The sequence below is a fragment of the Streptomyces sp. NPDC030814 genome (genome assembly GCF_055572155.1).
Window position 1 is genome coordinate 89,716 of sequence record NZ_JBVIDX010000022.1, and the last position, 26,198, is coordinate 115,913.

Genomic DNA, 26,198 nt, shown 5'->3' on the forward strand with positions numbered 1-26,198 from the left:
GGGCGGTGGTCCCGCATCATCGGTCCCGCCACCCGAAGGAGTGAACATCGCCGGAGAGTTGGCGGGCAAGTTCCACCGGCTCGTGCCGACGCCCCGCACAGTCGGCCGGTTGGACGTCGGCGACGCGCTTTGGCAGTATTCGCCGCCGCGCTTCACCACTCACGATCATTCCATGCCAAACCCGGCGCCCGGCTTGGAGGGTGCGGGCCGCACGGCGACCATTGTCGGCCTTTCACGGATCTTGTGGAGGGCTCGTGCAGACTGGCCGAATGCGTACTGAACTCGTCTCGGAGCCCGGCGATCCCAACCGCCCCAACGAGGACTTCGCGTCGGTCGCGCTTCCCGCCGGAGGACAGGGCGGCACCGTTGTCCTCCTCGACGGCGTGACACCACCGCCCGCCGAATACGGCTGTCGACATTCGGTCGCATGGTTCGTCTCCCGCCTCGGCGGCGCACTGACCGAACTGTCCCTTTCGGAACGGGATTCACCCCTGACGGCAGTGCTTTCGCAGGCAATCACTCGTACCGCCCGTGCGCACGCCCAAACCTGTGACCTTTCTCACCCAAGAACCCCACAGGCCACGGTGGTTCTGGCGCGGTGGTCGGAGGAGACGCTGGAGTACCTGGTCCTCTCCGACTCCGCGCTGCTGCTCGAAGGCCCGGACGGGCTGGTGACGACGGTGCTGGACGACCGCCTTTCGGAACTCCCGCGCGCTTCTCTCGCCACCGCCGCGATCGCCGACTCCACCGTCCGCAACAAGGAGGGCGGTTTCTGGACGGCGGCGGCCGATCCCGCCGTGGCCGCACGGGCGGTGACCGGGACCGTTCCGCGCGCAGGGGTACGGGCCTTGGCCGCCCTGACGGACGGGGCGACGCGCTGGGTGGAGAAGTTCCGCGAGGGCGGCTGGGAGGACTGCTTCACCTTCCTGCGGAAGGAGGGCGCGGCCGCGCTGGTGGAGCGCGTACGGGACCTGGAACACGCCGACGCCGAGCGCCGGTTCCTCGGGCGGGCGAAGACCCATGACGACGCGAGCGTGGTGTACGCGGAGCTGTGAGGGCGCGGGCCGCTGAGCGCGGTCAGCCGGTCAGCCCTCGACACCCTTGTTCAACTGGTTCAGGAGCCGCGCGAGTTGGGCCACCTCGTCCCGGTCCCAGTCGGCCAGCTGGCGCACGTACGCCACCCGACGGGCGTCCCGCACCGCGCGGAACCGCGCCCGCCCCTCGTCCGTGAGGTGGACGAGCCAGGCGCGGCCGTCGGCGGGGTCGGGCTCGCGGGCGATGAGGCCGAGGTGTTCGAGCGCGCGCAGCTGACGGGACATCGTGGCCTTGCCGACGCCGATGTACGCGGCGAGTTCCGTGGCGCGCAGCCGGCCCGTCTCGTCGAGCCGGGCGAGCAGGCCGTACGCGGCGGACTCCAGGTCCGGGTGGACCGCCCGGGCCATCTCGCCGGACTTGGCGCGGGCGCGCCGCAGCAGGACCGTCAGTTCCCGCTCCAGCGCGAGGAAGGCCTGGTCCATGCCGCCGGTCGGCGTCCCGGGCCCGCCATCGCCCGCGCCGCCGTTTCCGCCCTCGTCCTGCACGTCAGCGCTCCTGATCCCGATCCGCGTTGCCGAAGAGTTGCCGAAAGTTTCCGCCGGGGACGGTTGTCGCGGGCGGCGCCGTAAGTATTCCGCAGGTGGCGGGTGACACCGACCGCCGGGAAGGCGCGCGCGACGGGCGCCACCCGCACGGGGCACCCAAGGGAGAGGCCCGGGCCTCCCTCACGGGACCCGGGCCTTCCCTCGTCCGGTGGATGTCCGTCACGTCACCACCGGAGCTCCATGGCGCCGCCCGTGCGCCGGGCGGCCGTACCGTGCGGTCGTCAGGCCGCCGCCGGGACCGCCACCTCCGCCGGTGACAGGGCCAGTTCCAGCACCTGGCGGACGTCGGTGACGGCGTGGACCTCCAGCTTGTCGAGGACCTCGGCGGGGACGTCGTCCAGGTCGGGCTCGTTGCGCTTGGGGATGATCACCGTGGTGACCCCGGCCCGGTGCGCGGCGAGCAGCTTCTGCTTGACGCCGCCGATGGGCAGGACCCGACCGGTGAGCGAGACCTCACCGGTCATCGCCACATCCGTGCGGACCAGCCGGCCGGACAGCAGCGAGGCCAGAGCCGTCGTCATGGTGACACCGGCGCTCGGTCCGTCCTTGGGCACCGCACCCGCCGGGAAGTGGATGTGCACGCCCCGGTCCTTCAGATCGGCGACGGGCAGCTCCAGTTCGGCGCCGTGCGAGCGCAGGAAGGAGAGCGCGATCTGCGCGGACTCCTTCATCACGTCACCCAGCTGCCCGGTGAGCGTCAGCCCCGCCGCTCCCGTCTCCGGGTCGGCCAGCGACGCCTCGACGTAGAGGACGTCGCCGCCCGCGCCGGTGACCGCGAGCCCAGTGGCCACACCGGGGACGGCCGTACGCCGCTCCGCCGGGTCCTGGGCCGACTCGGGCACGTGGTGCGGGCGCCCGATCAGTCCGCGCAGGTCGGCGTCGGTGACGGTGAAGGGCAGCTCTCGCTCGCCCAGTTCGTGCTGGGCGGCCACCTTGCGCAGCAGCCGGGCGACCGACCGCTCCAGGTTCCGCACGCCCGCCTCGCGGGTGTACTCGCCGGCGAGCTTGCGCAGCGCGCTCTCGTCGAGGGTCACCTCGTCGGTGTCGAGCCCGGCCCGCTCCAGCTGCCGCGGCACCAGGTGGTCACGGGCGATGACGACCTTCTCGTCCTCCGTGTAGCCGTCCAGCCGGACGAGCTCCATACGGTCCAGCAGCGCCTCGGGGATCGCCTCCAGGACGTTCGCCGTGGCGAGGAAGACGACGTCGCTCAGGTCCAGCTCCACCTCAAGGTAGTGGTCCCGGAAGGTGTGGTTCTGCGCGGGGTCGAGGACTTCGAGCAGCGCGGCGGCCGGGTCGCCCCGGAAGTCGGAGCCGACCTTGTCGATCTCGTCGAGCAGGACGACGGGGTTCATCGAGCCCGCCTCCTTGATGGCGCGGACGATACGGCCGGGCAGCGCGCCCACGTAGGTACGCCGGTGGCCGCGGATCTCCGCCTCGTCCCGTACGCCGCCGAGGGCGACCCGGACGAACTTGCGCCCCATGGCGTGGGCCACGGACTCGCCGAGGCTGGTCTTGCCGACGCCAGGCGGCCCGACGAGGGCGAGCACGGCACCGCCGCGCCGTCCGCCGACGACGCCGAGCCCGCGGTCGGACCGCCGCTTGCGCACGGCGAGGTACTCGGTGATGCGTTCCTTCACGTCCTCCAGACCGGCGTGCTCGGCGTCCAGGACGCCCTTCGCGCCCTGGATGTCGTACGCGTCCTCGGTCCGCTCGTTCCAGGGCAGTTCGAGCACGGTGTCGAGCCAGGTGCGGATCCAGCCGCCCTCGGGCGACTGGTCGCTGGACCGCTCCAGCTTGTCGACCTCCTTGAGCGCGGCCTCCCGGACCTTCTCGGGCAGGTCGGCGGCCTCCACACGGGCGCGGTAGTCGTCGGACTCCTCGCCCTCCTTCTCACCGTTCAGCTCGCGCAGTTCCTTGCGGACGGCTTCGAGCTGACGGCGCAGCAGGAACTCCCGCTGCTGCTTGTCGACGCCCTCCTGGACGTCCTTGGCGATGGTCTCGGCGACATCCTGCTCGGCGAGGTGGTCGCGGAGCTGCTGGGTGGCGAGCTTCAGCCGGGCGACCGGGTCGGCCGTCTCCAGCAGCTGCACCTTCTGCTCGGTCGTCAGGAACGGCGAGTATCCGGAGTTGTCGGCGAGCGCGGAGACGTCGTCGATCGCCTGCACCCGGTCCACGACCTGCCAGGCGCCGCGCTTGCGCAGCCAGCTGGTGGCGAGTGCCTTGTACTCCTTGACCAGTTCGGCGACATGGCCGGGCAGCGGCTCCGGCACGCTCTCCTCGACCCTGGTCCCCTCGACCCACAGCGCGGCCCCGGGCCCGGTGGTCCCGGCCCCGATCCTCACCCGGCCGCGCCCCCGGATCAGCGCCCCCGGATCGCCGTCGGCGAGCCGCCCCACCTGCTCGACGGTACCGAGCACACCCGTGACCGCGTACGCGCCGTCGATCCGCGGCACCAACAGCACCCTCGGCTTGCCCCGTTCCGCCCGCGCCGCCGCCTGCGCGGCTTCCACCGCGGCCCGTACATCCGTGTCATTGAGGTCCAGCGGCACCACCATGCCGGGCAGCACGACCTCGTCGTCGAGCGGCAGTACGGGCAGGGTGAGCGGTGCGGACATCGAAGCCATGATCTCTCCCTCGGCATTCAAGTTGAGCTATGCCGACTCAATGCACATGAGCCCCGGGATGTTCCCCGAGGGCCGAGGTGTTCGCTGTGGGCGATCAAAGAGGGGCGTCGCCCCGAAGCCGAAACCCGCTGGCCCTTCACGGCTGCGCGTAATAGTCTGAATGCGAGTTCACCCATTACCATCACGCGCAGACAGGGGCGACAGTGGACGGAATCGTGCGGGCCTGGGTCGACGGCTGGGTCGTCTCGCGCGGGGCGGCGCCCCCGGTGGTGGAGCCCTGGGGCTACACCATCGACAACGGAACGGCCGCTCACGTCACCCGCCATGTCCTCGCGGCGACGCACGACGACGTCGAGGAGGAGACGGTCCGGAAGGTGGCCGACGCCGTGACCGGGTCCGGGGTGTGGCTCAAGGTCTTCGCCGAGGCGACGCGAGTCGGCCCCTGGCTGGGTGAGGGCTGGTGGGTCGACCCGGAGCCGGGCTGGCTGATGGCCGTACCCCTACGGGCGCACGCAGCACCGGCCGCCACCGCCCCCGGGGGATACCGCCTGCGGACCTGGTCCCGAGGCGGCGTGATCCGCGCGATGATCGCCGCACCGGACGGCTCCTGGGCGGCACGCGGGCAGATCGCCCCGACTGGACGGACCGCGGTCGTGGACCAGATGGAGACCTCCCCGTCCCACCGCCGCCGAGGCCTCGGCACGCTCGTCATGCGCACCCTGACCCGGTCCGCGCTCGAACAGGGCGCGGAGGTCGGAGTACTGGGCGGAACACCGGAGGGCCGGGCCCTGTACGAGTCCCTGGGCTGGACCACGGTCGCGCCGCTGACGACCGCGAGATTCGACGGCCGGCAGTAGGGATGTCGATCCTCCGCCCTGCGCCAGGCGCCGCCCGGCGGACGGCCCTGGGGACACGGCCTGGGTGACGGCCTTCACCGAGGCACCGGCCCCGGCCCCGGCGCGTCACGGGCCAACGTGTCACGGGCCACCGCCGCCGCCCGCCAGCGCCGTACCACCGGCCACGCGGCGATCCCGATGCCGAGGGCGATCAGATGCCCCCAGTTGGTCATCGGGTCCGCGAACACGAGCAGGTCGTCCACGAGCATCCCGCCGAAGGCGAGCAGCAGAGGCCAGCGCGACCACCACGGCAGCAGGGCGGCCAACGCGCCCACGCTCGCCGCCACCCCGAAGCTGATCCCGTAGTCGAGGCGGTGCAGTGAGCTGCCCGGCAGCCCGCCGGTCAGGACGGACAGTGCCACCGGGACCTCGGTGGCGAGGGTGGCGAGGACATGGCCCAGCAGGAAGACCGCGGCCGTCCGCCGGCCGCCGATCCGGCGTTCCAGCGCGGTCAGCACCAGTACGAAGGCCGGTGTGTAGGGCGATGCCACCCCGCCCGCGATCCACAGCGCGCTCGCGACCAGCACCGGCACCGGGGCGCCCAGGAGATGTGCCACGTCCGTGCTGAAGCCCTGGTGCAGAGCGTGGACGAGGGCCGGGTCCGCGTACTCGGTGATGACCGAGGTGGCGGCGAGGACGGCCAGGTACCAGAAGGTGAAGGGCGTGTCGGTGGGGATGGGCAGCAGCCGCCAAGGGCGTGGGAGGGAGGCGCGGGTGGGACATGCGCGACGGCCGGGCGCGGCCCGGACCTTCCGGCCGCCGAACTCCGAAGCCTCGGCCCGCTCGTGTCCGCCCACCGAGGGCCCGGGCTTCGCCCCGCCCCCTACCGATGTCGCCGTACCCGGCTGTCGTGGGATTCCGTCCAGGAGCGGCCCGGCCGCCGACGGTGGCGTCACGTCGGTCCGGTTCAGCCCTTCCCCGGTCTCCACACGGTCCAAGGCGAGGCGCTCCTTCCGTTTCGCCTCCACCTTCGGTACGCCGCCACACCGCTGTCTGTGACCTGTGCCACCTTCACCGTGATTCACAGCAATCCGACAGCCTCACCCCACCGCCGGCTTGGCGTTTCACCGGGGCCGACCGCGTGAGGGGCCACCGCGTCCACTTCCTGATGGCCCGCATCCGCGGGGCTTGCCGAGAAACGCGTCGACAACCCCGTACGCCCGTCGCCGCGCGAGGAGTTCGGGCTCGGGCTCTTCGCGTGACGGTGCGTCGGCGCGCCCCGGAGATCCGAACGCACCCCGACGCCACGGGCCGGCGCTCCGCACCCGCCGACCCCCGGCGCAGCGGTCGTAATTCAGCCGCCGTCAGGCGAGGGAGCGTGAAAATGGAGGGATGACCACCATCGACGTACCCGAAGTCATCGACCGGCGCGAGGGCCCCTACGGCGAGGTCGTCCTGCGGCGGCACGGGGAGCTGTTGCAGATCATCGCCAACGGGTGCTTTCTGATGGACACCTCCGACGGGCGCTCGGAACGTCTGCTGGTCGACACGGCCCTCGACGCCCTGACCGGACGTTTTCAGCCGAGTGTGCTGATCGGGGGTCTGGGCGTCGGCTTCTCGCTCGCACACGCCGCCGCGAACCCGAGTTGGGGCGCGATCACCGTTGTCGAACGCGAACCGGCCGTCATCGACTGGCACCGCACGGGACCCCTCGCCGAACTGTCCGCAGCGGCCCTCGCGGACTCGCGCACGGAGATCGTGGAAGCCGATCTCGTCCAGTACGTCAATGAGACTTGCGCCACGTTCGACGCGCTCTGCCTGGACATCGACAACGGGCCCGACTGGACCGTCTCCGAGAGCAACGAAAACCTGTACTCACCGGCCGGATTGGCAAGCTGCGCAAGGGTGTTGAACCCCGGCGGCGTACTGGCCGTGTGGTCGGCACAGCCTTCCCCGGAATTCGAGGAAACCTTGGGGAATGCCGGGTTCCAACAGGTGCGTACCGAAGAGATCCCCGTTGCCCGAGGAGTTCCGGACGTGGTGCACCTCGCGGTCCGACCTGGATAGCCCTGGCGTGGTGACTGCCCGTACCCTGCTTGCCTGGCGCCGATCATTCAAGCGTCAATCGCAGTCATGCGCAGCCATGCGTAGTCAAGGGATCACCCCACGGATTCCGGAAAGCAACTCAGGGGCGGGCGATGGAGCAGACACACACCTCCCACAGCGGCACGACGGCGACCCCGGGCGCACAGCGCCGGGTGCTCGTGGTCGAGGACGACCCGACGATCGTCGACGCCATTGCGGCCCGCCTGCGCGCCGAGGGTTTCGTCGTACAGACCGCGTCCGACGGCCCGGCGGCCGTGGACACGGCGGAGGCATGGCAGCCCGACCTGTTGATCCTCGACATCATGCTGCCCGGCTTCGACGGCCTGGAGGTGTGCCGGCGCGTCCAGGCCCAGCGGCCCGTCCCCGTGCTGATGCTCACCGCGCGGGACGACGAGACGGACATGCTGGTCGGGCTCGGCGTCGGCGCCGACGACTACATGACCAAGCCGTTCTCCATGCGTGAACTGGCCGCGCGCGTCCATGTGCTGCTGCGCCGAGTGGAGCGGGCCGCGCTGGCCGCCACCACCCCGCGCTCGGGCATCCTGCGCCTCGGTGAGCTGGAGATCGACCACGCGCAGCGCCGCGTCCGGGTGCGCAGCGAGGACGTCCACCTCACCCCCACCGAGTTCGACCTGCTCGTATGTCTCGCGAACACGCCGCGTGCCGTACTCTCGCGCGAGCAGCTGCTCGCCGAGGTCTGGGACTGGGCGGACGCGTCCGGGACGCGGACCGTGGACAGCCACATCAAGGCGCTGCGGCGGAAGATCGGCGCGGAGCGGATCCGCACGGTGCACGGTGTCGGGTACGCCCTGGAGACCCCGACTCCCTGAGCCACGCCCGCACCGCGCGCGTCGGACTTGCGTAGGCACAGGGGGCTGGTGGCGATATGAGCGGAGTCGGTGACCCGCGGTCGGGGAACCTCGGTGACGCGCAGTCACGGAAGGTCGCCGGGCCGCTGGGCGGTCTGCGTCCCTTCTCGATCAAGACGAAACTGGGCACGCTCGTCGTCGTCTCCGTTCTGATCACCACGGGTCTGTCGATGATCGCGGTGCACACCAAGACGGAGCTGCGCTTCATCACGGTGTTCTCGATGATCGCCACACTGTTGATCACGCAGTTCGTGGCGCATTCGCTCACCGCTCCGCTGGACGAGATGAACGCGGTCGCCCGGTCCATCTCGCGCGGCGACTACACCCGCCGGGTCAGTGAGAACCGCCGGGACGAGCTGGGCGACCTGGCGCACACGATCAACCTGATGGCCGACGAACTGGAGGCCCAGGACCGGCAGCGCAAGGAGCTCGTGGCGAACGTCTCCCACGAGCTCCGCACCCCCATCGCGGGCCTCAGGGCTGTGCTGGAGAACATCGTGGACGGCATCGCGACCGCCGACCCCGAGACGATGCGTACGGCGCTGAAGCAGACGGAACGCCTGGGCCGGCTGGTCGAGACACTGCTGGACCTCTCCCGCCTCGACCACGGCGTGGTCCCGCTCCGCAAACGCCGTTTCGAGGTGTGGCCGTACCTCTCCGGGGTCCTCAAGGAGACCCAGATGGTCGCCGCCGCGCGCGGGGGCATGGCCTCCGGTTCCGGCGCCCACACCCGCAAGGACGTCCACCTCCACCTCGACGTCCACCCCCCGGAGCTGACCGCGCACGCCGACCCCGAACGCATCCACCAGGTGGTCGCCAACCTCATCGACAACGCGGTCAAGCACAGCCCTCCGCACGGCCGTGTCACCGTCAAGGCCCGCCGCGGGTCCACGCCGGAATCCCTGACCCTCGAGGTGCTGGACGAGGGCCCCGGCATCCCGGAGTCCGAGTGGCACCGTGTCTTCGAGCGCTTCAACCGCGGTGCCGTGAGCCGTCCGCACGGCCCTGGCAGCGACGGCGGCACCGGCCTCGGCCTCGCCATCGCCCGCTGGGCCGTCGACCTCCACGGCGGCCGCATCGGGGTCGCCGAGTCCCCCAAGGGCTGCCGCATCCAGGTGGCCCTGCCCGGCGTACCGCCCCAGCGCTCGCCCCAGTCGTAGGGTCGCGCCGCGGAGGAGTCGAGAGCCGGGGTGGTCCGGTGAGCGCGGCACCGTCGTGGCCGCTCGCGCGGTTCCCTGCGGCCCCTGTCGACATGGGGGCGCGCCCTGCGCCTTTCAGAGGGCGCGGCGAACCGCGCGACGAGGCACGGCGCGGCCTCGGACGCACACGGGCACTGTCTCCCCCGGGGATCGCGGGGCCGGGGCGACGGCGACCCCGGCGCAGGTACCCACGAACCGGTGGCTGAATCCCCTCACCCTTGCCAGATTTCGCTCATCCTGTCAGGGCTTACATCTCTGCCAAGTTGACGTAAAGTTCGAACCGGAGCCACAAGATCCACGTTCGATCCGCATCGACGGACACGTGTGATCAGGTGCGTTCAGGCAGCGGGCCGCGTGTTCATCGCCGCAGGCCCCGCCCGACGCATGCCCCATCTGTGCTCACGACACCCATTCCGGACCGGAACCCCGCTTGTTTCCCGCCATTTCCAGCGCCGAAACACGCATTCCGATGTGACTTACGCGACGATGAAGGGGCTCGACCTGACCTTCCCGGCCACGGAGGCGTAGCCTTTATTCCCGCTGTCCATCACCTTGTGAAGCGGAAGAGGGCGGTTGCCGCCGTGTCGCCACAGTCCCCCAGTAACTCGAGCATCTCGACCGACGCAGACCAAGCGGGTAAGAACCCCGCCGCGGCCTTCGGTCCGAACGAGTGGCTCGTCGACGAGATCTATCAGCAGTACCTCCAGGACCCGAATTCGGTAGACCGAGCCTGGTGGGACTTCTTCGCCGACTACAAGCCGGGGGCGGCTGCCGCCTCGGCTCCGGCGGGTACTGCGGCGAAGGGGGCCGCAGCGACCACCACGCCCGCGGCACCCGCCGCCCCGGCCCAGGCCGCTCCCGCGGCTCCGGCCGCGCCCGCTCCGGCCGCCGCGAAGCCCGCCGCCGCTGCCCCGGCCCCGGCCGCCGCGAAGCCCGCGGCCGCCGCGCCCGCCAAGCCGGCCGCCGCTCCCGCGAAGCAGCCCTCGCCGGCCGCGCCCGCCGAGGGCCCGGAGCTGATCACGCTGCGCGGCCCCGCCGCCGCCGTCGCGAAGAACATGAACGCGTCGCTGGAGCTGCCCACGGCCACGTCCGTGCGCGCCGTCCCGGTGAAGCTGCTCTTCGACAACCGCATCGTCATCAACAACCACCTGAAGCGCGCCCGGGGCGGGAAGATCTCCTTCACGCACCTGATCGGCTACGCGATGGTGCAGGCCATCAAGGCGATGCCGTCGATGAACTGGTCCTTCGGCGAGAAGGACGGCAAGCCGACCCTCATCAAGCCGCCGCACGTCAACCTCGGCCTCGCCATCGACCTGGTCAAGCCCAACGGCGACCGCCAGCTGGTCGTCGCGGCGATCAAGAAGGCCGAGACGCTGAACTTCTTCGAGTTCTGGCAGGCCTACGAGGACATCGTCCGCCGCGCCCGCGACGGCAAGCTGACGATGGACGACTTCACCGGCGTCACGGTCTCCCTGACCAACCCCGGCGGCCTCGGCACCGTCCACTCCGTGCCCCGTCTGATGCCCGGCCAGTCCGTGATCATGGGCGTCGGCTCCATGGACTACCCGGCCGAGTTCCAGGGCACGAGCCAGGACACCCTGAACAAGCTCGGCATCTCGAAGGTCATGACGCTCACGTCGACCTACGACCACCGGGTGATCCAGGGCGCCGCCTCCGGCGAGTTCCTCCGCCAGGTCGCGAACCTGCTGCTCGGCGAGAACGGCTTCTACGACGACATCTTCGAGGCCCTGCGCATCCCCTACGAGCCGGTCCGCTGGCTCAAGGACATCGACGCCAGCCACGACGACGACGTCACCAAGGCCGCCCGCGTCTTCGAGCTGATCCACTCCTACCGGGTCCGCGGCCACGTCATGGCCGACACCGACCCGCTGGAGTACCGCCAGCGCAAGCACCCCGACCTCGACATCACCGAGCACGGGCTCACCCTGTGGGACCTGGAGCGCGAGTTCGCGGTCGGCGGCTTCGCCGGCAAGTCCCTGATGAAGCTCCGCGACATCCTCGGCGTCCTGCGTGACTCGTACTGCCGTACGACCGGCATCGAGTTCATGCACATCCAGGACCCGAAGCAGCGCAAGTGGATCCAGGACCGCATCGAGCGCCCGCACACCAAGCCGGAGCGCGAGGAGCAGCTGCGCATCCTGCGCCGCCTGAACGCGGCGGAGGCCTTCGAGACCTTCCTGCAGACGAAGTACGTCGGCCAGAAGCGCTTCTCCCTGGAGGGCGGCGAGTCCGTCATCCCGCTGCTCGACGCGGTCATCGACAGCGCCGCCGAGTCGCGCCTGGACGAGGTCGTCATCGGCATGGCCCACCGCGGCCGTCTGAACGTCCTCGCGAACATCGTCGGCAAGTCGTACGCGCAGATCTTCCGCGAGTTCGAGGGCAACCTCGACCCGAAGTCGATGCACGGCTCCGGCGACGTGAAGTACCACCTGGGCGCCGAGGGCACCTTCACCGGCCTCGACGGCGAGCAGATCAAGGTCTCCCTGGTCGCGAACCCCTCGCACCTGGAGGCGGTGGACCCGGTCCTGGAGGGCGTCGCCCGCGCCAAGCAGGACATCATCAACAAGGGCGGCACGGACTTCACCGTCCTGCCGGTGGCCCTCCACGGCGACGCGGCCTTCGCGGGCCAGGGCGTGGTGGCCGAGACCCTGAACATGTCGCAGCTGCGCGGCTACCGCACCGGCGGCACGGTCCACATCGTCATCAACAACCAGGTCGGCTTCACCGCGGCCCCCGAGTCCTCCCGCTCGTCGATGTACGCGACGGACGTGGCGAGGATGATCGAGGCCCCGATCTTCCACGTGAACGGCGACGACCCGGAGGCCGTGGTCCGCGTCGCGCGGCTCGCCTTCGAGTTCCGCCAGGCGTTCAACAAGGACGTGGTGATCGACCTCATCTGCTACCGCCGCCGCGGTCACAACGAGTCGGACAACCCGGCCTTCACCCAGCCGCTGATGTACGACCTGATCGACAAGAAGCGCTCGGTGCGCAAGCTCTACACCGAGTCCCTCATCGGTCGCGGCGACATCACCCTGGAAGAGGCCGAGCAGGCGCTCCAGGACTACCAGGGCCAGCTGGAGAAGGTCTTCACCGAGGTTCGCGAGGCCACGTCGCAGCCGGCGTCCGCGCCGTCCCACGACCCGCAGGACGGCTTCCCCGTCGCGGTGAACACCGCGGTCACGGCCGAGGTCGTCAAGCGCATCGCCGAGTCCCAGGTCAACGTCCCGGACCACATCACCGCCCACCCGCGTCTGCTGCCGCAGCTCCAGCGCCGGGCGTCGATGGTCGAGGACGGCACGATCGACTGGGGCATGGGCGAGACCCTCGCCATCGGCTCCCTGCTGCTGGAGGGCACCCCGGTCCGCCTCGCCGGCCAGGACTCGCAGCGCGGCACCTTCGGCCAGCGTCACGCGGTGATCATCGACCGTGAGACGGGCGAGGAGTTCACGCCGCTGATGTACCTCTCCGAGGACCAGGCGCGGCTGAACGTCTACAACTCGCTCCTGTCCGAGTACGCGGCGATGGGCTTCGAGTACGGCTACTCGCTGGCCCGCCCCGACGCGCTCGTGATGTGGGAGGCCCAGTTCGGCGACTTCGTCAACGGCGCCCAGACGGTCGTGGACGAGTTCATCTCCTCCGCCGAGCAGAAGTGGGCGCAGACCTCCGGTGTCGTCCTGCTCCTCCCGCACGGCTACGAGGGCCAGGGCCCGGACCACTCCTCGGCCCGCCCCGAGCGGTTCCTCCAGCTCTGCGCGCAGAACAACATGACGGTCGCCATGCCGACCCTGCCGTCGAACTACTTCCACCTCCTGCGGTGGCAGGTGCACAACCCGCACCACAAGCCGCTGGTGGTCTTCACCCCGAAGTCGATGCTGCGCCTGAAGGCCGCCGCGTCGAAGGCGGAGGAGTTCACGACGGGCGGGTTCCGCCCGGTCATCGGCGACGACTCGGTCGACCCGGCCGCCGTCAAGAAGGTCGTGTTCTGCGCCGGCAAGGTCTACTACGACCTGGAGGCCGAGCGGCAGAAGCGCGGCGCCACGGACCCCGCGGCCGCCGAGACGGCGATCATCCGCCTCGAGCGTCTCTACCCGCTGCCGGGTGCCGAGGTCCAGGCGGAGATCAAGAAGTACCCGAACGCCGAGAAGTACCTGTGGGCCCAGGAGGAGCCGGCGAACCAGGGCGCGTGGCCCTTCATCGCCCTCAACCTGATCGACCACCTGGACCTGGCGGTCGGCGCCGACGTCCCGCACGGCGAGCGTCTGCGCCGCATCTCCCGCCCGCACAGCTCGTCCCCCGCCGTGGGTTCGGCCAAGCGGCACCAGGCGGAGCAGGAGCAGCTGGTGCGTGAGGTGTTCGAGGCGTAAGCACCCTCGACGGCATCCGTACGCGGCCGGGCCGCACCCCTTCCGAGGGGTGCGGCCCGGCCGTTTTCCCGCACTTATCCTTGACCCATGTACTTCACGGACCGTGGCATCGAGGAACTGGAGAAGCGGCGCGGCGAGGAGGAGGTCACCTTCGAGTGGCTCGCCGAGCAGCTGCGGACCTTCGTCGACCTGAACCCGGACTTCGAGGTGCCGGTCGAGCGGCTGGCGACCTGGCTGGCACGGCTCGACGACGAGGACGACGAGTAGGTCCCGGAAGTGATGCCCCGGTCCACGAGGCCCCCGACTTCTCAGCTCCGGGGGCGCGGCCGGGGTCAGTCGTGAGGGCGGCAGAGCTCGTACATCAGGCCGAGGGCGCCGTGGGCGACCAGGAGGGCACCCGCGACGGCCCAGCCACCGCTGCGGCGACGCAGGCCCCAGGCCGTGAGCGGCAGGCCCGCGAGAAGCTGTGTGGCGGCGAGGGCGCGGGCCCGTGACGTGCCCGCCCAGGGCAGCCAGGGGCCGAGACGGCCGCGTTCGAGCGCGTCGAGTTCCATGCGCACGGCTCCGCGCCAGCCGGTCCATTCGATGCGCTGGACGTCGGACTGGACGCGGGCGACCTCGCGGAGACGGTCGGCGGGTTCGCCCGGTGTGAGGCCGGCCGGGAGGACCACACCGGCGCGGGCCAGGACGGCGAGGAGGCCCAGCATGCGGGTGCGGGCGTCCGCCGACGGGTCCGGTTCGGTGAGGTCGTGGAGCGGCTGGGCGTCGAGGACCGGGTCCAGGCCGAGCCGCGCGGCGAACGTGCGCATCGCCTCGTCCTCGCCGACGGGGGTGCCGTTCCTGAGCCATACGTAGCCGACGGTGCGGCGAAAGCCGGCCGCCAGGGTGTAGCCGCTGCGGTCCGCGTCCCACCAGAGGGCCAGCACGGGCCAGGGAGCGCCGACGGCGAGCGCGGTGGCCCAACCGGTCAGGACACGGTCGACGGGCTCCCCTCCGTGCATCCACGGCTTTCCCTCGGGTACGAGCGCGCTCCACTCGGGGCCGGCCGACGTGAGCAGCATCCGCTCCCGGAGGAGCTGGGCGACGGGGGCGACCGCGTCGCGGTCCGCGCGGCAGAGCAGCAGGGCGCCCGGGGACGGCGCGGATCGGGGGCGCGGGGATCCCGGAGTGCTTTCCGTCGACATGCATCCACGCTAGGGCGATTTGTTCGCATTCATCCTGCGGGGTCACCAGAACGGGTGTCTTGACTTCCGACGCGCGCGATATATCGTGAATTACATGAGACGCGATATGGCGCGTTGCGCAGTCCTGTTCGGTCAGTTGTAGGGGCCGGCCTGCTGCCGGGCCGGCCCGGCATGGGGCCGGTCTGCCATCGGGCCGGCTTGTCCTAGGGGGTCAGCACATGTCCGAGTGGTCGGTAGCCGAGCCACGGAAGCTCACGTTCGACGAGCCGGTGACGGCGCTCCAGGTGCGCGTCGTCAACGGAACGGTGAACGTCGTGGGCACTGACGAGAGTTCCGCCCGTCTGGAGGTGTCGGAGCTGGAGGGGCCGCCCCTGACGGTGACGCAGAAGGACGGCACCCTGACCGTCGCGTACGACGATCTGCCGTGGAAGGGCTTCCTGAAGTGGCTCGACCGCAAAGGCCGGCGTCGCAGCGCCCTGGTCTCCCTCGCCGTCCCGGCGGGCACGCGCGTCGAGGTGGGCGCGGTCGGCGCGAGCGCCGTCATCTCGGGGGTGGAGGGGCGTACGGAGGTGAAGGGCGTCTCGGGCGACACCACCCTGGTCGGCCTGTCGGGACCGGTCCGGGCGACGACGGTCTCCGGGAACGTGGAGGCGCAGGCCCTCGCCGGAGACGTCCGGCTGAGTTCCCTCTCCGGTGACCTGACCGTCATCGAAGGGTCCTGCCCGACCCTCAAGGCGGACTCGGTGAGCGGCTCGATCATCCTGGACCTCGACCCCGTCGGTGGCCCGAGCCAGGTCGGTCTCACCAGCGTCTCCGGTGAGATCGCCATCCGCCTCCCCCACCCCGCCGACGCCGAGATCGAGGCCAACACCGCCAGTGGCACCATCTCCAACGCCTTCGAGGACCTCCGCGTCAGCGGCCCCTGGGGCGCCCACAAGGTCACCGGCCGGCTCGGCACGGGCAACGGCCGGCTGAAGGCCACGACCATCTCGGGTTCCATAGCGCTTCTGCGCAGGCCTCCGGCGGAGGACGAGCCCTGGGACGAGGGCGAGGGCGGCGGCCCATCCGGGACCGTCCACGCCGGTGAGGGCGTACCGGCGGGCGGCGGCGCGACCGGCCGCGAGGCCGCGCGGGACATCCCACCGGCCGAGCCGTCCGACGCCGTGACCGACAATGCGTCTGCCGGTGCCGCCGAGCCGTCCGACGGCCAGGCCGACGGCACGAGCCCCAGCACGACCGACAAGAAGGTGCTCTGACATGCCTCCCGTCTTCGCCCACGGACGCCTGCGGTTGTATCTGCTGAAGCTGCTGGACGAGGCGCCGCGCCACGGCTACGAGGTGATCCGACTGCTGGAGGAACGCTTCCAGGGCCTGTACGCGCCCTCCGCCGGCACCGTCTACCCCCGCCTCGCCAAGCTGGAGGCGGAGGGCCTGGTCACCCACACCACCGAGGGCGGCCGGAAGGTGTACGCGATCACGGACGCCGGCCGCGCCGAACTGGCCGACCGCAGCGGGGAACTGGCCGATCTGGAGCTGGAGATCCGGGAGTCGGTGGCGGAGCTGGCCGCCGAGATCCGGGCCGATGTACGGGGGGCGGCGGGCGACCTGCGCCGCGAGATGCGTGCGGCGGCCTCCGCGGCACGCAAGGGCCCCGGAGCCGGCGCCGGGGAGCACGAACCGCTCGGGGAGTTCGGGGAGCAGGCCGACAAGGAGGCATGGCGCGCGGCGAAGGAGGAGATGCGCCGCGTCAAGCAGGAGTGGAAGGAGCAGGCCCGGCGCGCCAAGGACGAGAGCCGTCGCGCCCGCGAGGAGGCCCAGCGGGCCCGCCGTCAGGCCAAGGAGGCACAGGAACGGGCCCGCACACAGGCACAGGAGGAGCTCCAGCGCATCGCCAAGCGGGTCCAGGAGCACGTCCAGGACCACTTCTCCCGTGGCGACTGGCCGACCGGGGTACGCGAGGGCCTGACGGAACTGGCGAAGGAGTTCGGCGAGTTCGGGAAGGACTTCGGAAAGGAGTTCGGGAAGGACCTCGGCTTCGGACGCCCGGGGGCGGAGTCCGGCTCGGGTACGGCGGGCACGGGGGGTGCGCCGGCCACGGGTGCGGAGGCCGGTGCGGGTACGGGTGGGGCGGGTACGGGTGGGTCCGCCAGGGCGACGGAGGCGGGCGGCACCGGCGCCTGGGAGCCGGACTACACGACCACACAGGAGGACTTCCCGGGCGCCTACGAGCCCACATGGGTGCACGAGGCCTCTACCGGCGACCCGGCCCGCGATCTCGACCGGCTCCTCGACCGCTTCCGCGACGACATCCGCGACGCGGCCCGCGACCACGGGGTCACGGAGGACCAACTCCGCGATGCGCGCCGCCATCTGTCGACGACCGCCGCCCACATCGGAGCGGCACTGCGGGCAGCCAAGGGGTGAACGGGGAATCGGAGCGGCCCACGCCTCGCGGCGGGGCCCCCTCCCTCGTCAGCTCGCCCTGGCCTCGCCCGGCCCGTACAGCACGCGTTGCAGGGCCTCGTAGGTCACACCATGGTCGGCGAGGACCTCGGCGGGAACTCCGGGGCGGGTGGTGAGCGCGAGGAGCATGTGCTCGTCGCCGATGTGACGGTCGCGGTGGGACTGGGCGACGCGAAGGGAGCGGGTGAGGACGTCCTTGGCTTCGCGGCTGAAGGGGCGGTGCCCCGAGCGGCGAGCCCGGCCGCTCCTGTCGCCGCGCCCACCACCCCTTCGGCCGAACCGTTCGCTTCCGTCCCCGTCACCGTCACCCCGACCCCTCCCCGGTTCCAACGCGCCTGCCCCATGGGCCTCCTCGACTCGGGAGATGATCTGCGAGAGGTCGATACCGAGATCGGAGAGGGCGTCCGCGTCGGCGCGGGTGAGGCCGCCCCGGCGGCGGGCATCGGCCAGAGCCTGTTCGACGGAGCCCCGGTTGTCGGCCAGGCCCAGCGAGGCGAGGGCGAACGAGGCGCGGCTGGCGCGGCGGTCCAAAAGGGCGAGCAGGAGGTGTTCCTCGGTCACCTTGTCGGCGCTGGAGCGTTCCGCGTGGTCGACCGCGGCGAGGACCACGGCACGGGCATCCTTCGTGAACCGTTCGAACATCAATGCCTCCCGTACTTCTTGTGCACGGCCTGCCTGCTCACACCGAGTTCCGTGGCGATCTCCTGCCACGACCAGCCCTGGTTGCGCGCGCTGCGCACCTGTACCGACTCCAACTGCTCCAGCAGCCGCCGCAGCGCGGCGACGGCCCGCAGCCCGATCCGGGGGTCGCGGTCGCCGGCACGCTCGGCGAGATCCGTTGCTTCGGTCATGGCGTCAACTTACGTTGACAAAGTCCGGCTGTCAACGTTGGTTGACATGACGAAGGCCGGCCCGAGGGAACCGGGCCGGCCTTCGTACCGCTTGTTCAGCAGGAGGGAGCCGTCAGGGGTTGGTGAGCACGATCTTGCCGAAGAGGTCGCCGGACTCCAGGCGCTCGAAACCCTCACGGGCGCGGTCGAGGGGGAGCACCTCGTCGATGACGGGGCGGACACCCGTCGCGGCACAGAAGGAGAGGAGGTCCTCCAACTCGTCCTTGGTGCCCATGGTGGAGCCGACGACTTTGAGTTCGAGGAAGAAGATGCGGGTGAGCTCGGCGTGGGAGGGGCGGTCGCCGCTGGTGGCACCGGAGATGACGAGCGTGCCGCCGGGGCGCAGCGACTTCACCGAGTGGGACCAGGTGGCGGCGCCGACGGTCTCGATGACCGCGTCGACGCGCTGCGGCAGCCGCGCCCCCGACTCCAGCGCCTCGACCGCGCCGAGTTCCAGCGCCCGCTTGCGCTTCGCCTCGTCCCGGCTGGTGGCGTAGACACGCAGGCCGGCCGCCTTGCCGAGCACGATCGCGGCGGTGGCGACACCGCCGCCGGCGCCCTGGACGAGGACGGAGTCACCCGGACGGACGCCGGCGTTGGTGAAGAGCATGCGGTAGGCCGTCAGCCAGGCGGTGGGCAGGCAGGCGGCCTCTTCGAAGGAGAGCTCCGCGGGCTTGGGGAGGACGTTCCACGTGGGGACGGTGACCAGTTCGGCGAAGGTGCCCTGGTAGCGCTCGGTGAGGATGGACCGGGGCTCCTTGGGGCCGACTCCGTGGCCGCTCTGGCCGATCACCGAGTGCAGGACGACCTCGTTGCCGTCCTCGTCGATGCCTGCGGCGTCACAGCCGAGGATCATGGGCAGCTTGTCCTCGGCGAGGCCGACACCACGCAGGGACCACAGGTCGTGGTGGTTCAGCGAGGCGGCCTTCACCCTGACGGTCGTCCAGCCGGGCCTGGACTCCGGGGCGGGGCGGTCACCCAACTCCAGTCCGTTGAGCGGGTTGTCACGGTCGATACGGGCGGCGTAGGCAGCGAACATGGGCCTGACCATAGGTGTACGGCGCACCTGATGGAACCGGGCAACGCTGTGACACGCGTCCCGCGAAGGGCTGCGCCCCGCGGAGCCCCCGGGAATCTGCGGGTGGGTGGGGGCTGATCGCGCAGTTCCCCGCGCCCCTGGAGGAACGGGCCTGCGGCCCGCCCTCCCCCTGAAAAGCACGGGGGGCAGCCCCGGTCGCTTTTCAGGGGCGCGGGGAACTGCGCGAGCAACCACGAACCACCCGCAGCCGCCGACGAACCCGCACCCCCGAGCCACTAGGCACCCAAATCCGCCCCCCCAGCAAAAAGGCGGCCCCGCCCCCACCCACGGGGACAGGGCCGCCAAACGCACTCGCACCCACCTCAGCGGCGAGCGACCCCCTCCGCCCGCGCGGCCGCGGCCACCGCCGCCGTCACCGCGGGAGCGACCCGCTCGTCGAACGGGGACGGGATGACGTAGTCGGGGGCGAGGTCGTCACCCACGACCGCGGCCAGCGCCTCCGCCGCCGCGATCTTCATCCCCTCGGTGATCCGCGACGCCCGCACCTGGAGCGCCCCCGCGAAGATGCCGGGGAAGGCGAGGACGTTGTTGATCTGGTTGGGGTAGTCGGAGCGCCCGGTCGCGACGACCGCCGCGTACTTGTGGGCGACGTCCGGGTGCACCTCGGGGTTGGGGTTCGCCATGGCGAAGACGAACGCGCCCTCGGCCATCGAGGCGACGGCCTCCTCAGCGACCGTACCGCCGGAGACGCCGATGAAGACGTCGGCGCCCGCGAGCGCATCCTCCAGGGAGCCCGTGATCCCGGCCTTGTTGGTGAACCCCGCCACCTCGCGCTTGACGTCGGTGAGGTCCTCGCGGTCCGCGGAGATGATGCCCTTGCGGTCGGCCAGGGCGACGTCGCCGATGCCCGCCTCGACCAGCATCTTGGCGATCGCCACACCGGCCGCGCCGGCACCCGAGATGACGGCCCGCAGCTGACCGATCTCCCGGCCGCTGAGCCGCGCCGCGTTCCGCAGCGCCGCCAGCGTCACGACGGCCGTACCGTGCTGGTCGTCGTGGAAGACCGGGATGTCCAGGCGCTCCTGGAGCCGCTTCTCGATCTCGAAGCAACGAGGGGCCGAGATGTCCTCCAGGTTCACGCCGCCGAAGGACGGGGCGAGCCGGACGACGGTCTCGACGATCTCGTCGACGTCCGTGCAGGCGAGCGCGATCGGCACCGCGTCGACGCCGCCGAACTGCTTGAACAGGATCGCCTTGCCCTCCATCACGGGGAGGGACGCCTCGGGGCCGATGTCGCCGAGGCCGAGGACCGCCGTACCGTCCGTCACGACGGCGACGACGGAGGACTTCCAGGTGTAGTCGTCGACCAGCTCGGGACGCTCGGCGATGGCGGTGCACACCCGCGCGACGCCCGGCGTGTAAGCGAGGGACAGGTCGTCCTTGTCGCGGATCGGCACCGTGCTCTGCACGGCCATCTTGCCGCCGCGGTGCAGCGCGAAGGCGGGGTCGAAGGAGTCGGGGGCGCCAAGGGAATTGAGGGGCTCCCCGTTGCCTTCCTGGCCCGTACTGCCGTCGCTGCTCTCGGTGCGAGGATTGACAATCTCCGCTGCCACTGTTGTTTACCCCTTAAGTCTTCAAGGTTTGAGGGTGACCGCTCCCGGTTCGGGAGTGGGCGGGCACCGCGTAAGGCCCAGGTCAACCGGTACGTACGGCGACACGTATGGGCTCAGACGCGACGGGCGCGCCGCACACGCGCCCTGGGCCCCGGATGAGGGGTGTAAGGAACCTTCTTACCGGACGGACGGCGCCGACGACGAGTCCAGACCCGTTCATACCTTGAAGGTCACAACTCGAAGGTCATTTGCGGCCCTCTGGGGGCGCCACGACTCGTCGACGAATGACGGGACAAGTCGGATAATCCATGACAGCACCCCATACCGCCGCGTGCGCGCGATTCACAGCCGACCGCATCCTGAGATGAACAGAAGATCTTCCGGCCTGAAGAGATAAATTCCGCACAAGATCCTGCGCGATCGCACGGTCCGCAGCGGTTCATGGGCCATTCGGGGTTGACCCGTTATGCGATTTTGACATTGCGGGTCATCTGAATAGACATGCCCGAATGGCAAGATGCCGTAATCACACGAGGTCGCGACACTCGAAGAAGCGTGTCAACCATCGACCTAGGCAACTCCACCCATCCCGCCGGAGGAACCCACCATGACCGCAAGCACCACTCGTCGTACGACCGGCCTGCGCTCCCGGACAGCCGCGGTCGGCGCGATCGCGGTCGCGGGCGCCCTGCTGCTCACCGGCTGCGGTGACCAGACCAAGGACGACAACGGCAGCGCCACGGCCGGCTCGGCCCCCCTGGCCGAAAAGCTTCCCTCGGAGATCCGCAGCAAGGGTGTCATCCGCGTCGGCTCGGACATCGCGTACGCGCCGGTGGAGTACAAGGACGACGCGGGCAAGGTCGTCGGCATCGACCCCGACATCGCCGCCGCGATGGGCAAGCAGCTCGGTGTCGAGTTCAAGTTCGAGAACGGCACCTTCGACACCCTCATCGGCGGCCTTGCCGCCAAGCGGTACGACATCGCGATGTCGGCCATGACCGACACGAAGGACCGCCAGGAGGGCATCGACTCCGAGACCGGCAAGAAGGTCGGCGCCGGCGTGGACTTCGTCGACTACTTCACCGCGGGTGTCTCGCTCTACACCAACAAGGGCGACGACCAGGGCATCAAGACCTGGGACGACCTCTGCGGCAAGACGATCGCCGTCCAGCGCAACACGTTCTCGCACGACCTCGCCAAGGACCAGGCGAAGAAGTGCAAGGACGACGGCAAGGGCACCCTCAAGATCGAGGACTTCGCCACCAACCCCGAGGCCGAGACCCGGATGCGCGCCAAGGGCGCGGATGTCGTCTCCGCCGACTACCCGGTCGCCGCCTACTCGGTGAAGACGTCGGGCGGCGGCAAGTACTTCCAGATCGTCGGCGACCAGGTCGAGGCAGGCCCGTACGGCATCGCCGTCGCCAAGGACAACACCAAGCTGCGGGACGCCCTGCAGGCCGCGGTCCAGGCGATCATCGACAACGGCGAATACAAGAAGATCATCGAGAAGTGGGGCGTCGAGGACGGCGCCGTAACCGAGTCGAAGATCAACGGCGGCTCCTGATTCTCGGCTCGGTTCTGAAAGGCTCCACCCGTGACTGTTGACGTCAACAAGACGGACGGTCCTGCCGACACACCCCCTGCCGGTCCGGAGGCCATCAAGGCCATCCCGGTCCGGCACCCGGGGCGCTATGTGTCCGCGGCCATCGCGCTCGGCCTCCTCGGCTCGATCATCTACGCCTTCGCGCAGGGCAACATCAACTGGGGCGCGGTCCCCGAGTACTTCTTCAACGGCCGTGTCATCGAAGGCCTGCTGAACACGCTCCTGCTCACCGTCGTGTCCATGCTGATCGGCATCGTGGGCGGCATCCTGCTCGCCGTGATGCGCCTGTCGAAGAACCCGGTGACGTCGTCGATCGCCTGGTTCTACATCTGGTTCTTCCGTGGCACACCGGTCCTGGTCCAGCTCTTCGTCTGGTTCAACCTGGGCATCGTCTTCACGTACATCAACCTCGGACCGATCTACAAGGACTACTGGTCGGTCTTCATGACGCCGCTGCTGACGGCGCTGCTCGGTCTCGGCCTCAACGAGGCCGCGTACATGGCGGAGATCTGCCGCGCCGGTCTGCTGTCGGTCGACGAGGGCCAGACGGAGGCGTCGCACGCGCTCGGCATGAGCCACGCGAAGACGCTGCGCCGGATCGTCATCCCGCAGGCGATGCGCGTGATCGTGCCGCCCACGGGCAACGAGGTCATCAACATGCTCAAGACGACCTCGCTGGTCTCGGCGGTGGGGTACATGGACCTGTTCAAGGTGGCCCAGGACATCGGCCAGCGGGCCGGTTCCGTGGTGGAGATGTTCTTCCTCGCCTCCGCCTGGTACCTGATCCTGACCAGCGTCTTCAGCGTCGGCCAGTACTACCTTGAGCGGTACTACGCGAAGGGCTCGACCCGGTCCCTCCCGCCGACCCCGATCCAGCGCTTCAAGGCGGCCGTGCTGCCCGCGCGCCGCCCGAAGGGAGTCTCGGCATGACCGCCATGGTGAAGGCCGAGGGCATCCACAAGTCCTTCGGCCCCGTGCAGGTCCTCCAGGGCATCGACCTGGAGGTGCAGCGGGGCGAGGTGTTCTGTCTCATCGGCCCGTCCGGCTCCGGCAAGTCGACGTTCCTGAGGTGCATCAACCACCTCGAGAAGATCAACGCCGGCCGGCTGTACGTCGACGGCGAGCTGGTCGGCTACCGCCAGAAGGGCGACAAGCTGTACGAGCTCAAGGACAGCGAGGTCGCGCTGAAGCGCCGGGACATCGGCATGGTGTTCCAGCGGTTCAACCTGTTCCCGCACATGACCGCCGCCGAGAACGTCATGGAGGCGCCGGTCCAGGTCAAGGGCGTCAGCAAGGCGCTGGCCCGCGAGCGGGCCCGGGAGCTGCTGGAGAAGGTCGGCCTCGGCGACAAGGCGGGCAACTATCCCTCGCAGCTCTCCGGCGGTCAGCAGCAGCGTGTGGCGATCGCCCGGGCACTGGCGATGGAGCCGAAGCTGATGCTGTTCGACGAGCCGACCTCGGCGCTCGACCCGGAGCTCGTCGGCGACGTCCTCGACGTCATGCGCGACCTCGCCGAGTCCGGCATGACCATGGTCGTCGTCACCCACGAGATGGGCTTCGCCCGCGAGGTCGGCGACAGCCTGGTCTTCATGGACGGCGGTGTGGTGGTCGAGGCGGGCCACCCGCGTGACGTGCTCACGAACCCGCAGGAGGAGCGCACCAAGTCGTTCCTGTCCAAGGTGCTGTAGCACGGCCCGGCCGGAAACGGCTGGAGAGAAGGGGCGGTACGGGTCTCTCCCGTACCGCCCCTTCCACGTGCGGGTCCGCCTCCGCGGGGGCTACTTCACGGCCAGCAGCAGGGTGTCGGAGGGCGAGCACCAGACCGGCCTGGCCTCCGCGAAGCCCTTCTCGCGCAGGACGCGGGCGTGCCATGCCGGGGACGGCATGTCGCCGTCGGCGTGCTCGCCGTAGATCTCGAAACGGCGGGCCGTCGGCGCGGCGAGTACCGGGTCCTGGGCGGCGAGCTGCCACCATTCGGCCCAGTCGACGACGCCGTTCGCCCTGGCTTGTTCCATACCCGCGTGGCGGTGGGCGCGCTCCGCCGCGTTGATCCGGGGCGTGGTCTCGTCGATCATGTGGTCCGCGTTCATGAAGACACCGCCGTCGCGGACGAGCTCCGCGACCTGACCGTAGAGGGCGGCGAGGGGTTCGCTGTGCAGCCAGTGCAGGGCTGTGGCCGTCAGCACGGCGTCGTACGAGTCGTACGGCAGCTGGGTGGGCCAGTCGGGGTCGGAGAGGTCGGCGGTGACGAAGGTGACGCGGCGGTCGCCCTCGAAGGTGCCCTCGGCGATGGTGAGCAGCGCGGGGTCGAGGTCGACGCCGGTGCTGACGGCCTTCGGGAACCGCGCGAACAACCTGGACGTGATGGATCCCGTACCGCAGGCGAGGTCGAGGACGCGGGGCTCGGGGCCGACGAGGGCCTCGACCATGTCGAGCATGACCCGGAACCGCTCCTCACGGTCGGGCATGTACCACTCCTGCTGCCGGTCCCAGCTGCGCTGCCAGGCCTGCCAGTCGGTGCCGAACGAGGTTCCGCTGCCGGTGCCGGTGGTCGTCGTCATGGGAGCCCCTTCTCACGGTACGTCGTAATACCCTGAAAGCACGATCAGCTGTTACCTGACCCGCACCACGACGATAGATCGCCCCCGTAAGGACTACAAGTGGAACTGGCCTATTACTCGGATTACGCCGTGCGCCTCGTGAACAGCGAGGAACCGCTCCGGGGCAAGGACACACTCACCTCGGTCGAGGCCGTCCGCGACCTCTTCGGGGGCAACCAGTCGGCGGCCCGACGGGCGACGGACGCCGACGTCACCCGGTTCCGGTCGGTGCGGACCCGCCTGCGCTCGGTCTTCGAGGCGGCGGACGGCGGCGACGAGACGCTCGCCGTGGACCTGTTGAACTCGCTGCTGCTGGAGTTCCCGGTGAGCCCGCAGATTTCCGGCCATGACTTCCGGGACGACGACGGCCGCCCGCTGTGGCACATGCACCTGGCGGACCATCCCTCGAACGCGACGGCCGGCTACGCCGCGATCGCCGCGATGGGCCTCGCCTTCCACCTGACCGAGTACGGCGTGGACCGGCTCGGGCTGTGCGAGGCGGCGCCGTGCCGCAACGCCTACCTCGACACCTCCACCAACCGCTCCCGGCGCTACTGCTCCGACCGCTGCGCGACCCGCGCCAACGTGGCCGCCTACCGCGCCCGCAAACGCCTGGAGGCGGACCGGTCGCAGAGCACCGGCCGGGCCGCCGAGAACGCCCAGCGGGCCACGGCGAACAGCGAACGCTGACCGTCCGGCCGGGGCCGGTAGCGGAACCGGACCCTGCCGAGCACCAGTTCGTCGGGGACGGTGCCGTAGTCCGTGCTGTCCCCGCCGGCGTACGCGTTGTCCCCGAGGACCCACCAGCCGCCGTCCCGCCGCTCGGCGACGCGCTTGACGACGAGCAGGTCCTGCTGGAAGGGGTGCCGCAGCACGACCACGTCACCGATCCTCAGCCGCGCCCCGTAGTGGACGAGCAGCCGGTCCCCGTGGCGCAGCGTCGGCACCATGGACGGTCCCGTCACCTCGGCCACCCCCAAGGGCAGAACGGCCCTTGCCCGCTCGCTCTCCTGCGCCGGCTCCGGCATCCCTCGGCACCTCCCCGGTTCGAACCTCCACCAGTCCCAGTCTGACCCCGGACTTTTGTCCTAAGCCCATGGGGGCACTCGCGAAAACCTCTCTCGCAGGGAGTAATGTCCCACCTGAG

Annotated in this window: 23 protein-coding genes; 13 read left to right on the forward strand and 10 right to left on the reverse strand. The window is 70.4% G+C overall.

Annotated elements, in window-relative coordinates:
- The first annotated feature begins 269 nt into the window (after positions 1 to 269).
- Positions 270 to 1,055: a protein phosphatase 2C domain-containing protein gene (locus tag ACZ43N_RS33155; protein ID WP_468102745.1), complete on the forward strand. Its 786-nt coding sequence runs from the start codon at positions 270 to 272 to the stop codon at positions 1,053 to 1,055.
- Between the two features lie 30 nt (positions 1,056 to 1,085).
- Here the strand turns inward: ACZ43N_RS33155 and ACZ43N_RS33160 are convergent, their stop codons facing one another.
- Positions 1,086 to 1,580 carry a MarR family winged helix-turn-helix transcriptional regulator gene (locus ACZ43N_RS33160; RefSeq protein ID WP_468102746.1) on the reverse strand — a complete coding sequence of 165 codons (495 nt, stop codon included), beginning with the start codon at positions 1,578 to 1,580 and terminating at the stop codon, positions 1,086 to 1,088.
- Between the two features lie 281 nt (positions 1,581 to 1,861).
- Complete coding sequence (lon, locus tag ACZ43N_RS33165) at positions 1,862 to 4,264, reverse strand: endopeptidase La (protein ID WP_468102747.1); 2,403 nt, start codon at positions 4,262 to 4,264, stop codon at positions 1,862 to 1,864.
- A 203-nt stretch (positions 4,265 to 4,467) separates the two neighbouring features.
- Here lon and ACZ43N_RS33170 point away from each other — a divergent pair, with 203 nt between their 5' ends.
- Positions 4,468 to 5,121 (forward strand): GNAT family N-acetyltransferase, encoded by a 654-nt coding sequence (locus ACZ43N_RS33170; RefSeq protein WP_468102748.1) that lies wholly within the window; start codon positions 4,468 to 4,470, stop codon positions 5,119 to 5,121.
- A 74-nt stretch (positions 5,122 to 5,195) separates the two neighbouring features.
- Here the strand turns inward: ACZ43N_RS33170 and ACZ43N_RS33175 are convergent, their stop codons facing one another.
- Positions 5,196 to 6,098: a rhomboid-like protein gene (locus ACZ43N_RS33175; protein WP_468102749.1), complete on the reverse strand. Its 903-nt coding sequence runs from the start codon at positions 6,096 to 6,098 to the stop codon at positions 5,196 to 5,198.
- A 394-nt stretch (positions 6,099 to 6,492) separates the two neighbouring features.
- Between ACZ43N_RS33175 and ACZ43N_RS33180 the strand changes: the two genes are divergently transcribed.
- From ACZ43N_RS33180 to ACZ43N_RS33200, 5 genes are all read left to right on the forward strand, one after another.
- The gene (locus tag ACZ43N_RS33180; RefSeq protein ID WP_468102750.1) at positions 6,493 to 7,167 is read left to right on the forward strand and encodes a spermine/spermidine synthase domain-containing protein; all 675 of its coding nucleotides are present in this window, start codon (positions 6,493 to 6,495) and stop codon (positions 7,165 to 7,167) included.
- A 131-nt stretch (positions 7,168 to 7,298) separates the two neighbouring features.
- A complete protein-coding gene (locus tag ACZ43N_RS33185) occupies positions 7,299 to 8,036 on the forward strand; it encodes a response regulator transcription factor (RefSeq protein WP_468079324.1) in 738 nt (245 codons plus the stop codon).
- A 56-nt stretch (positions 8,037 to 8,092) separates the two neighbouring features.
- A complete protein-coding gene (locus tag ACZ43N_RS33190) occupies positions 8,093 to 9,235 on the forward strand; it encodes a HAMP domain-containing sensor histidine kinase (RefSeq protein WP_468102751.1) in 1,143 nt (380 codons plus the stop codon).
- Positions 9,236 to 9,855: 620 nt separating this feature from the next.
- A complete protein-coding gene (locus ACZ43N_RS33195) occupies positions 9,856 to 13,659 on the forward strand; it encodes a multifunctional oxoglutarate decarboxylase/oxoglutarate dehydrogenase thiamine pyrophosphate-binding subunit/dihydrolipoyllysine-residue succinyltransferase subunit (protein WP_468102752.1) in 3,804 nt (1,267 codons plus the stop codon).
- 87 nt (positions 13,660 to 13,746) lie between these two features.
- Complete coding sequence (locus ACZ43N_RS33200; protein WP_003992906.1) at positions 13,747 to 13,926, forward strand: DUF6104 family protein; 180 nt, start codon at positions 13,747 to 13,749, stop codon at positions 13,924 to 13,926.
- Between the two features lie 65 nt (positions 13,927 to 13,991).
- Here the strand turns inward: ACZ43N_RS33200 and ACZ43N_RS33205 are convergent, their stop codons facing one another.
- A complete protein-coding gene (locus ACZ43N_RS33205; RefSeq protein ID WP_468102753.1) occupies positions 13,992 to 14,843 on the reverse strand; it encodes a hypothetical protein in 852 nt (283 codons plus the stop codon).
- Between the two features lie 218 nt (positions 14,844 to 15,061).
- On the opposite strand from ACZ43N_RS33205, the gene ACZ43N_RS33210 reads away from it, so the two are divergent.
- The gene (locus ACZ43N_RS33210; protein WP_468102754.1) at positions 15,062 to 16,099 is read left to right on the forward strand and encodes a DUF4097 family beta strand repeat-containing protein; all 1,038 of its coding nucleotides are present in this window, start codon (positions 15,062 to 15,064) and stop codon (positions 16,097 to 16,099) included.
- A 1-nt stretch (position 16,100) separates the two neighbouring features.
- Positions 16,101 to 17,267, forward strand: coding sequence for a PadR family transcriptional regulator (locus ACZ43N_RS33215; RefSeq protein WP_468102755.1), 1,167 nt, complete (start codon positions 16,101 to 16,103; stop codon positions 17,265 to 17,267).
- Between the two features lie 48 nt (positions 17,268 to 17,315).
- Here ACZ43N_RS33215 and ACZ43N_RS33220 read toward each other — a convergent pair whose 3' ends face one another.
- From ACZ43N_RS33220 to ACZ43N_RS33235, 4 genes are all read right to left on the reverse strand, one after another.
- Entirely contained in the window at positions 17,316 to 17,948 is a 633-nt protein-coding gene (locus tag ACZ43N_RS33220; protein WP_468102756.1) for a Clp protease N-terminal domain-containing protein, read from the reverse strand.
- Positions 17,948 to 18,157: an RNA polymerase sigma factor sigma-70 region 4 domain-containing protein gene (locus ACZ43N_RS33225; protein WP_055513588.1), complete on the reverse strand. Its 210-nt coding sequence runs from the start codon at positions 18,155 to 18,157 to the stop codon at positions 17,948 to 17,950. Before ACZ43N_RS33225 ends, ACZ43N_RS33220 begins: the two co-directional genes overlap by 1 nt.
- Positions 18,158 to 18,269: 112 nt before the next feature.
- Positions 18,270 to 19,235 carry a zinc-binding dehydrogenase gene (locus tag ACZ43N_RS33230; protein WP_468102757.1) on the reverse strand — a complete coding sequence of 322 codons (966 nt, stop codon included), beginning with the start codon at positions 19,233 to 19,235 and terminating at the stop codon, positions 18,270 to 18,272.
- Between the two features lie 362 nt (positions 19,236 to 19,597).
- The gene (locus ACZ43N_RS33235) at positions 19,598 to 20,848 is read right to left on the reverse strand and encodes an NAD(P)-dependent malic enzyme (RefSeq protein WP_468102758.1); all 1,251 of its coding nucleotides are present in this window, start codon (positions 20,846 to 20,848) and stop codon (positions 19,598 to 19,600) included.
- Between the two features lie 607 nt (positions 20,849 to 21,455).
- Here ACZ43N_RS33235 and ACZ43N_RS33240 point away from each other — a divergent pair.
- Genes ACZ43N_RS33240 through ACZ43N_RS33250 form a run of 3 tightly spaced genes read left to right on the forward strand, consistent with a single transcriptional unit; the run spans position 21,456 to position 24,139 of the window.
- On the forward strand, positions 21,456 to 22,412 hold the full coding sequence (locus ACZ43N_RS33240) for an ABC transporter substrate-binding protein (RefSeq protein ID WP_468102759.1): 957 nt from the start codon (positions 21,456 to 21,458) through the stop codon (positions 22,410 to 22,412).
- Positions 22,413 to 22,442: 30 nt separating this feature from the next.
- A complete protein-coding gene (locus ACZ43N_RS33245) occupies positions 22,443 to 23,381 on the forward strand; it encodes an amino acid ABC transporter permease (RefSeq protein WP_468102760.1) in 939 nt (312 codons plus the stop codon).
- Positions 23,378 to 24,139, forward strand: a complete 762-nt coding sequence (locus ACZ43N_RS33250; RefSeq protein WP_468102761.1) for an amino acid ABC transporter ATP-binding protein — start codon at positions 23,378 to 23,380, stop codon at positions 24,137 to 24,139. The genes ACZ43N_RS33245 and ACZ43N_RS33250 overlap by 4 nt, the downstream gene beginning before the upstream one ends.
- A 90-nt stretch (positions 24,140 to 24,229) precedes the next feature.
- Here the strand turns inward: ACZ43N_RS33250 and ACZ43N_RS33255 are convergent, their stop codons facing one another.
- Complete coding sequence (locus ACZ43N_RS33255) at positions 24,230 to 25,012, reverse strand: class I SAM-dependent methyltransferase (RefSeq protein WP_468102762.1); 783 nt, start codon at positions 25,010 to 25,012, stop codon at positions 24,230 to 24,232.
- Positions 25,013 to 25,111: 99 nt separating this feature from the next.
- Here ACZ43N_RS33255 and ACZ43N_RS33260 point away from each other — a divergent pair, with 99 nt between their 5' ends.
- Positions 25,112 to 25,741: a CGNR zinc finger domain-containing protein gene (locus ACZ43N_RS33260; protein WP_468102763.1), complete on the forward strand. Its 630-nt coding sequence runs from the start codon at positions 25,112 to 25,114 to the stop codon at positions 25,739 to 25,741.
- Here the strand turns inward: ACZ43N_RS33260 and sodX are convergent.
- Entirely contained in the window at positions 25,645 to 26,079 is a 435-nt protein-coding gene (sodX, locus tag ACZ43N_RS33265; protein ID WP_468102764.1) for a nickel-type superoxide dismutase maturation protease, read from the reverse strand. The two genes, ACZ43N_RS33260 and sodX, sit on opposite strands and share 97 nt — an antisense overlap.
- Positions 26,080 to 26,198 lie beyond the last annotated feature (119 nt).

Excerpts from the sequence above, each read along its gene's own strand:
- ACZ43N_RS33240 (WP_468102759.1), top strand. The coding sequence starts at position 21,456 with ATGACCGCAAGCACCACTCGTCGTACGACCGGCCTGCGCTCCCGGACA.
- ACZ43N_RS33255 (WP_468102762.1), bottom strand. The coding sequence starts at position 25,012 with ATGACGACGACCACCGGCACCGGCAGCGGAACCTCGTTCGGCACCGAC.
- ACZ43N_RS33200 (WP_003992906.1), top strand. The coding sequence starts at position 13,747 with ATGTACTTCACGGACCGTGGCATCGAGGAACTGGAGAAGCGGCGCGGC.
- ACZ43N_RS33250 (WP_468102761.1), top strand. The coding sequence starts at position 23,378 with ATGACCGCCATGGTGAAGGCCGAGGGCATCCACAAGTCCTTCGGCCCC.
- lon (WP_468102747.1), bottom strand. The coding sequence starts at position 4,264 with ATGGCTTCGATGTCCGCACCGCTCACCCTGCCCGTACTGCCGCTCGAC.
- ACZ43N_RS33225 (WP_055513588.1), bottom strand. The coding sequence starts at position 18,157 with ATGACCGAAGCAACGGATCTCGCCGAGCGTGCCGGCGACCGCGACCCC.
- sodX (WP_468102764.1), bottom strand. The coding sequence starts at position 26,079 with ATGCCGGAGCCGGCGCAGGAGAGCGAGCGGGCAAGGGCCGTTCTGCCC.
- ACZ43N_RS33205 (WP_468102753.1), bottom strand. The coding sequence starts at position 14,843 with ATGTCGACGGAAAGCACTCCGGGATCCCCGCGCCCCCGATCCGCGCCG.
- ACZ43N_RS33180 (WP_468102750.1), top strand. The coding sequence starts at position 6,493 with ATGACCACCATCGACGTACCCGAAGTCATCGACCGGCGCGAGGGCCCC.
- ACZ43N_RS33220 (WP_468102756.1), bottom strand. The coding sequence starts at position 17,948 with ATGTTCGAACGGTTCACGAAGGATGCCCGTGCCGTGGTCCTCGCCGCG.
- ACZ43N_RS33230 (WP_468102757.1), bottom strand. The coding sequence starts at position 19,235 with ATGTTCGCTGCCTACGCCGCCCGTATCGACCGTGACAACCCGCTCAAC.
- ACZ43N_RS33190 (WP_468102751.1), top strand. The coding sequence starts at position 8,093 with ATGAGCGGAGTCGGTGACCCGCGGTCGGGGAACCTCGGTGACGCGCAG.
- ACZ43N_RS33185 (WP_468079324.1), top strand. The coding sequence starts at position 7,299 with ATGGAGCAGACACACACCTCCCACAGCGGCACGACGGCGACCCCGGGC.
- ACZ43N_RS33210 (WP_468102754.1), top strand. The coding sequence starts at position 15,062 with ATGTCCGAGTGGTCGGTAGCCGAGCCACGGAAGCTCACGTTCGACGAG.
- ACZ43N_RS33155 (WP_468102745.1), top strand. The coding sequence starts at position 270 with ATGCGTACTGAACTCGTCTCGGAGCCCGGCGATCCCAACCGCCCCAAC.
- ACZ43N_RS33215 (WP_468102755.1), top strand. The coding sequence starts at position 16,101 with ATGCCTCCCGTCTTCGCCCACGGACGCCTGCGGTTGTATCTGCTGAAG.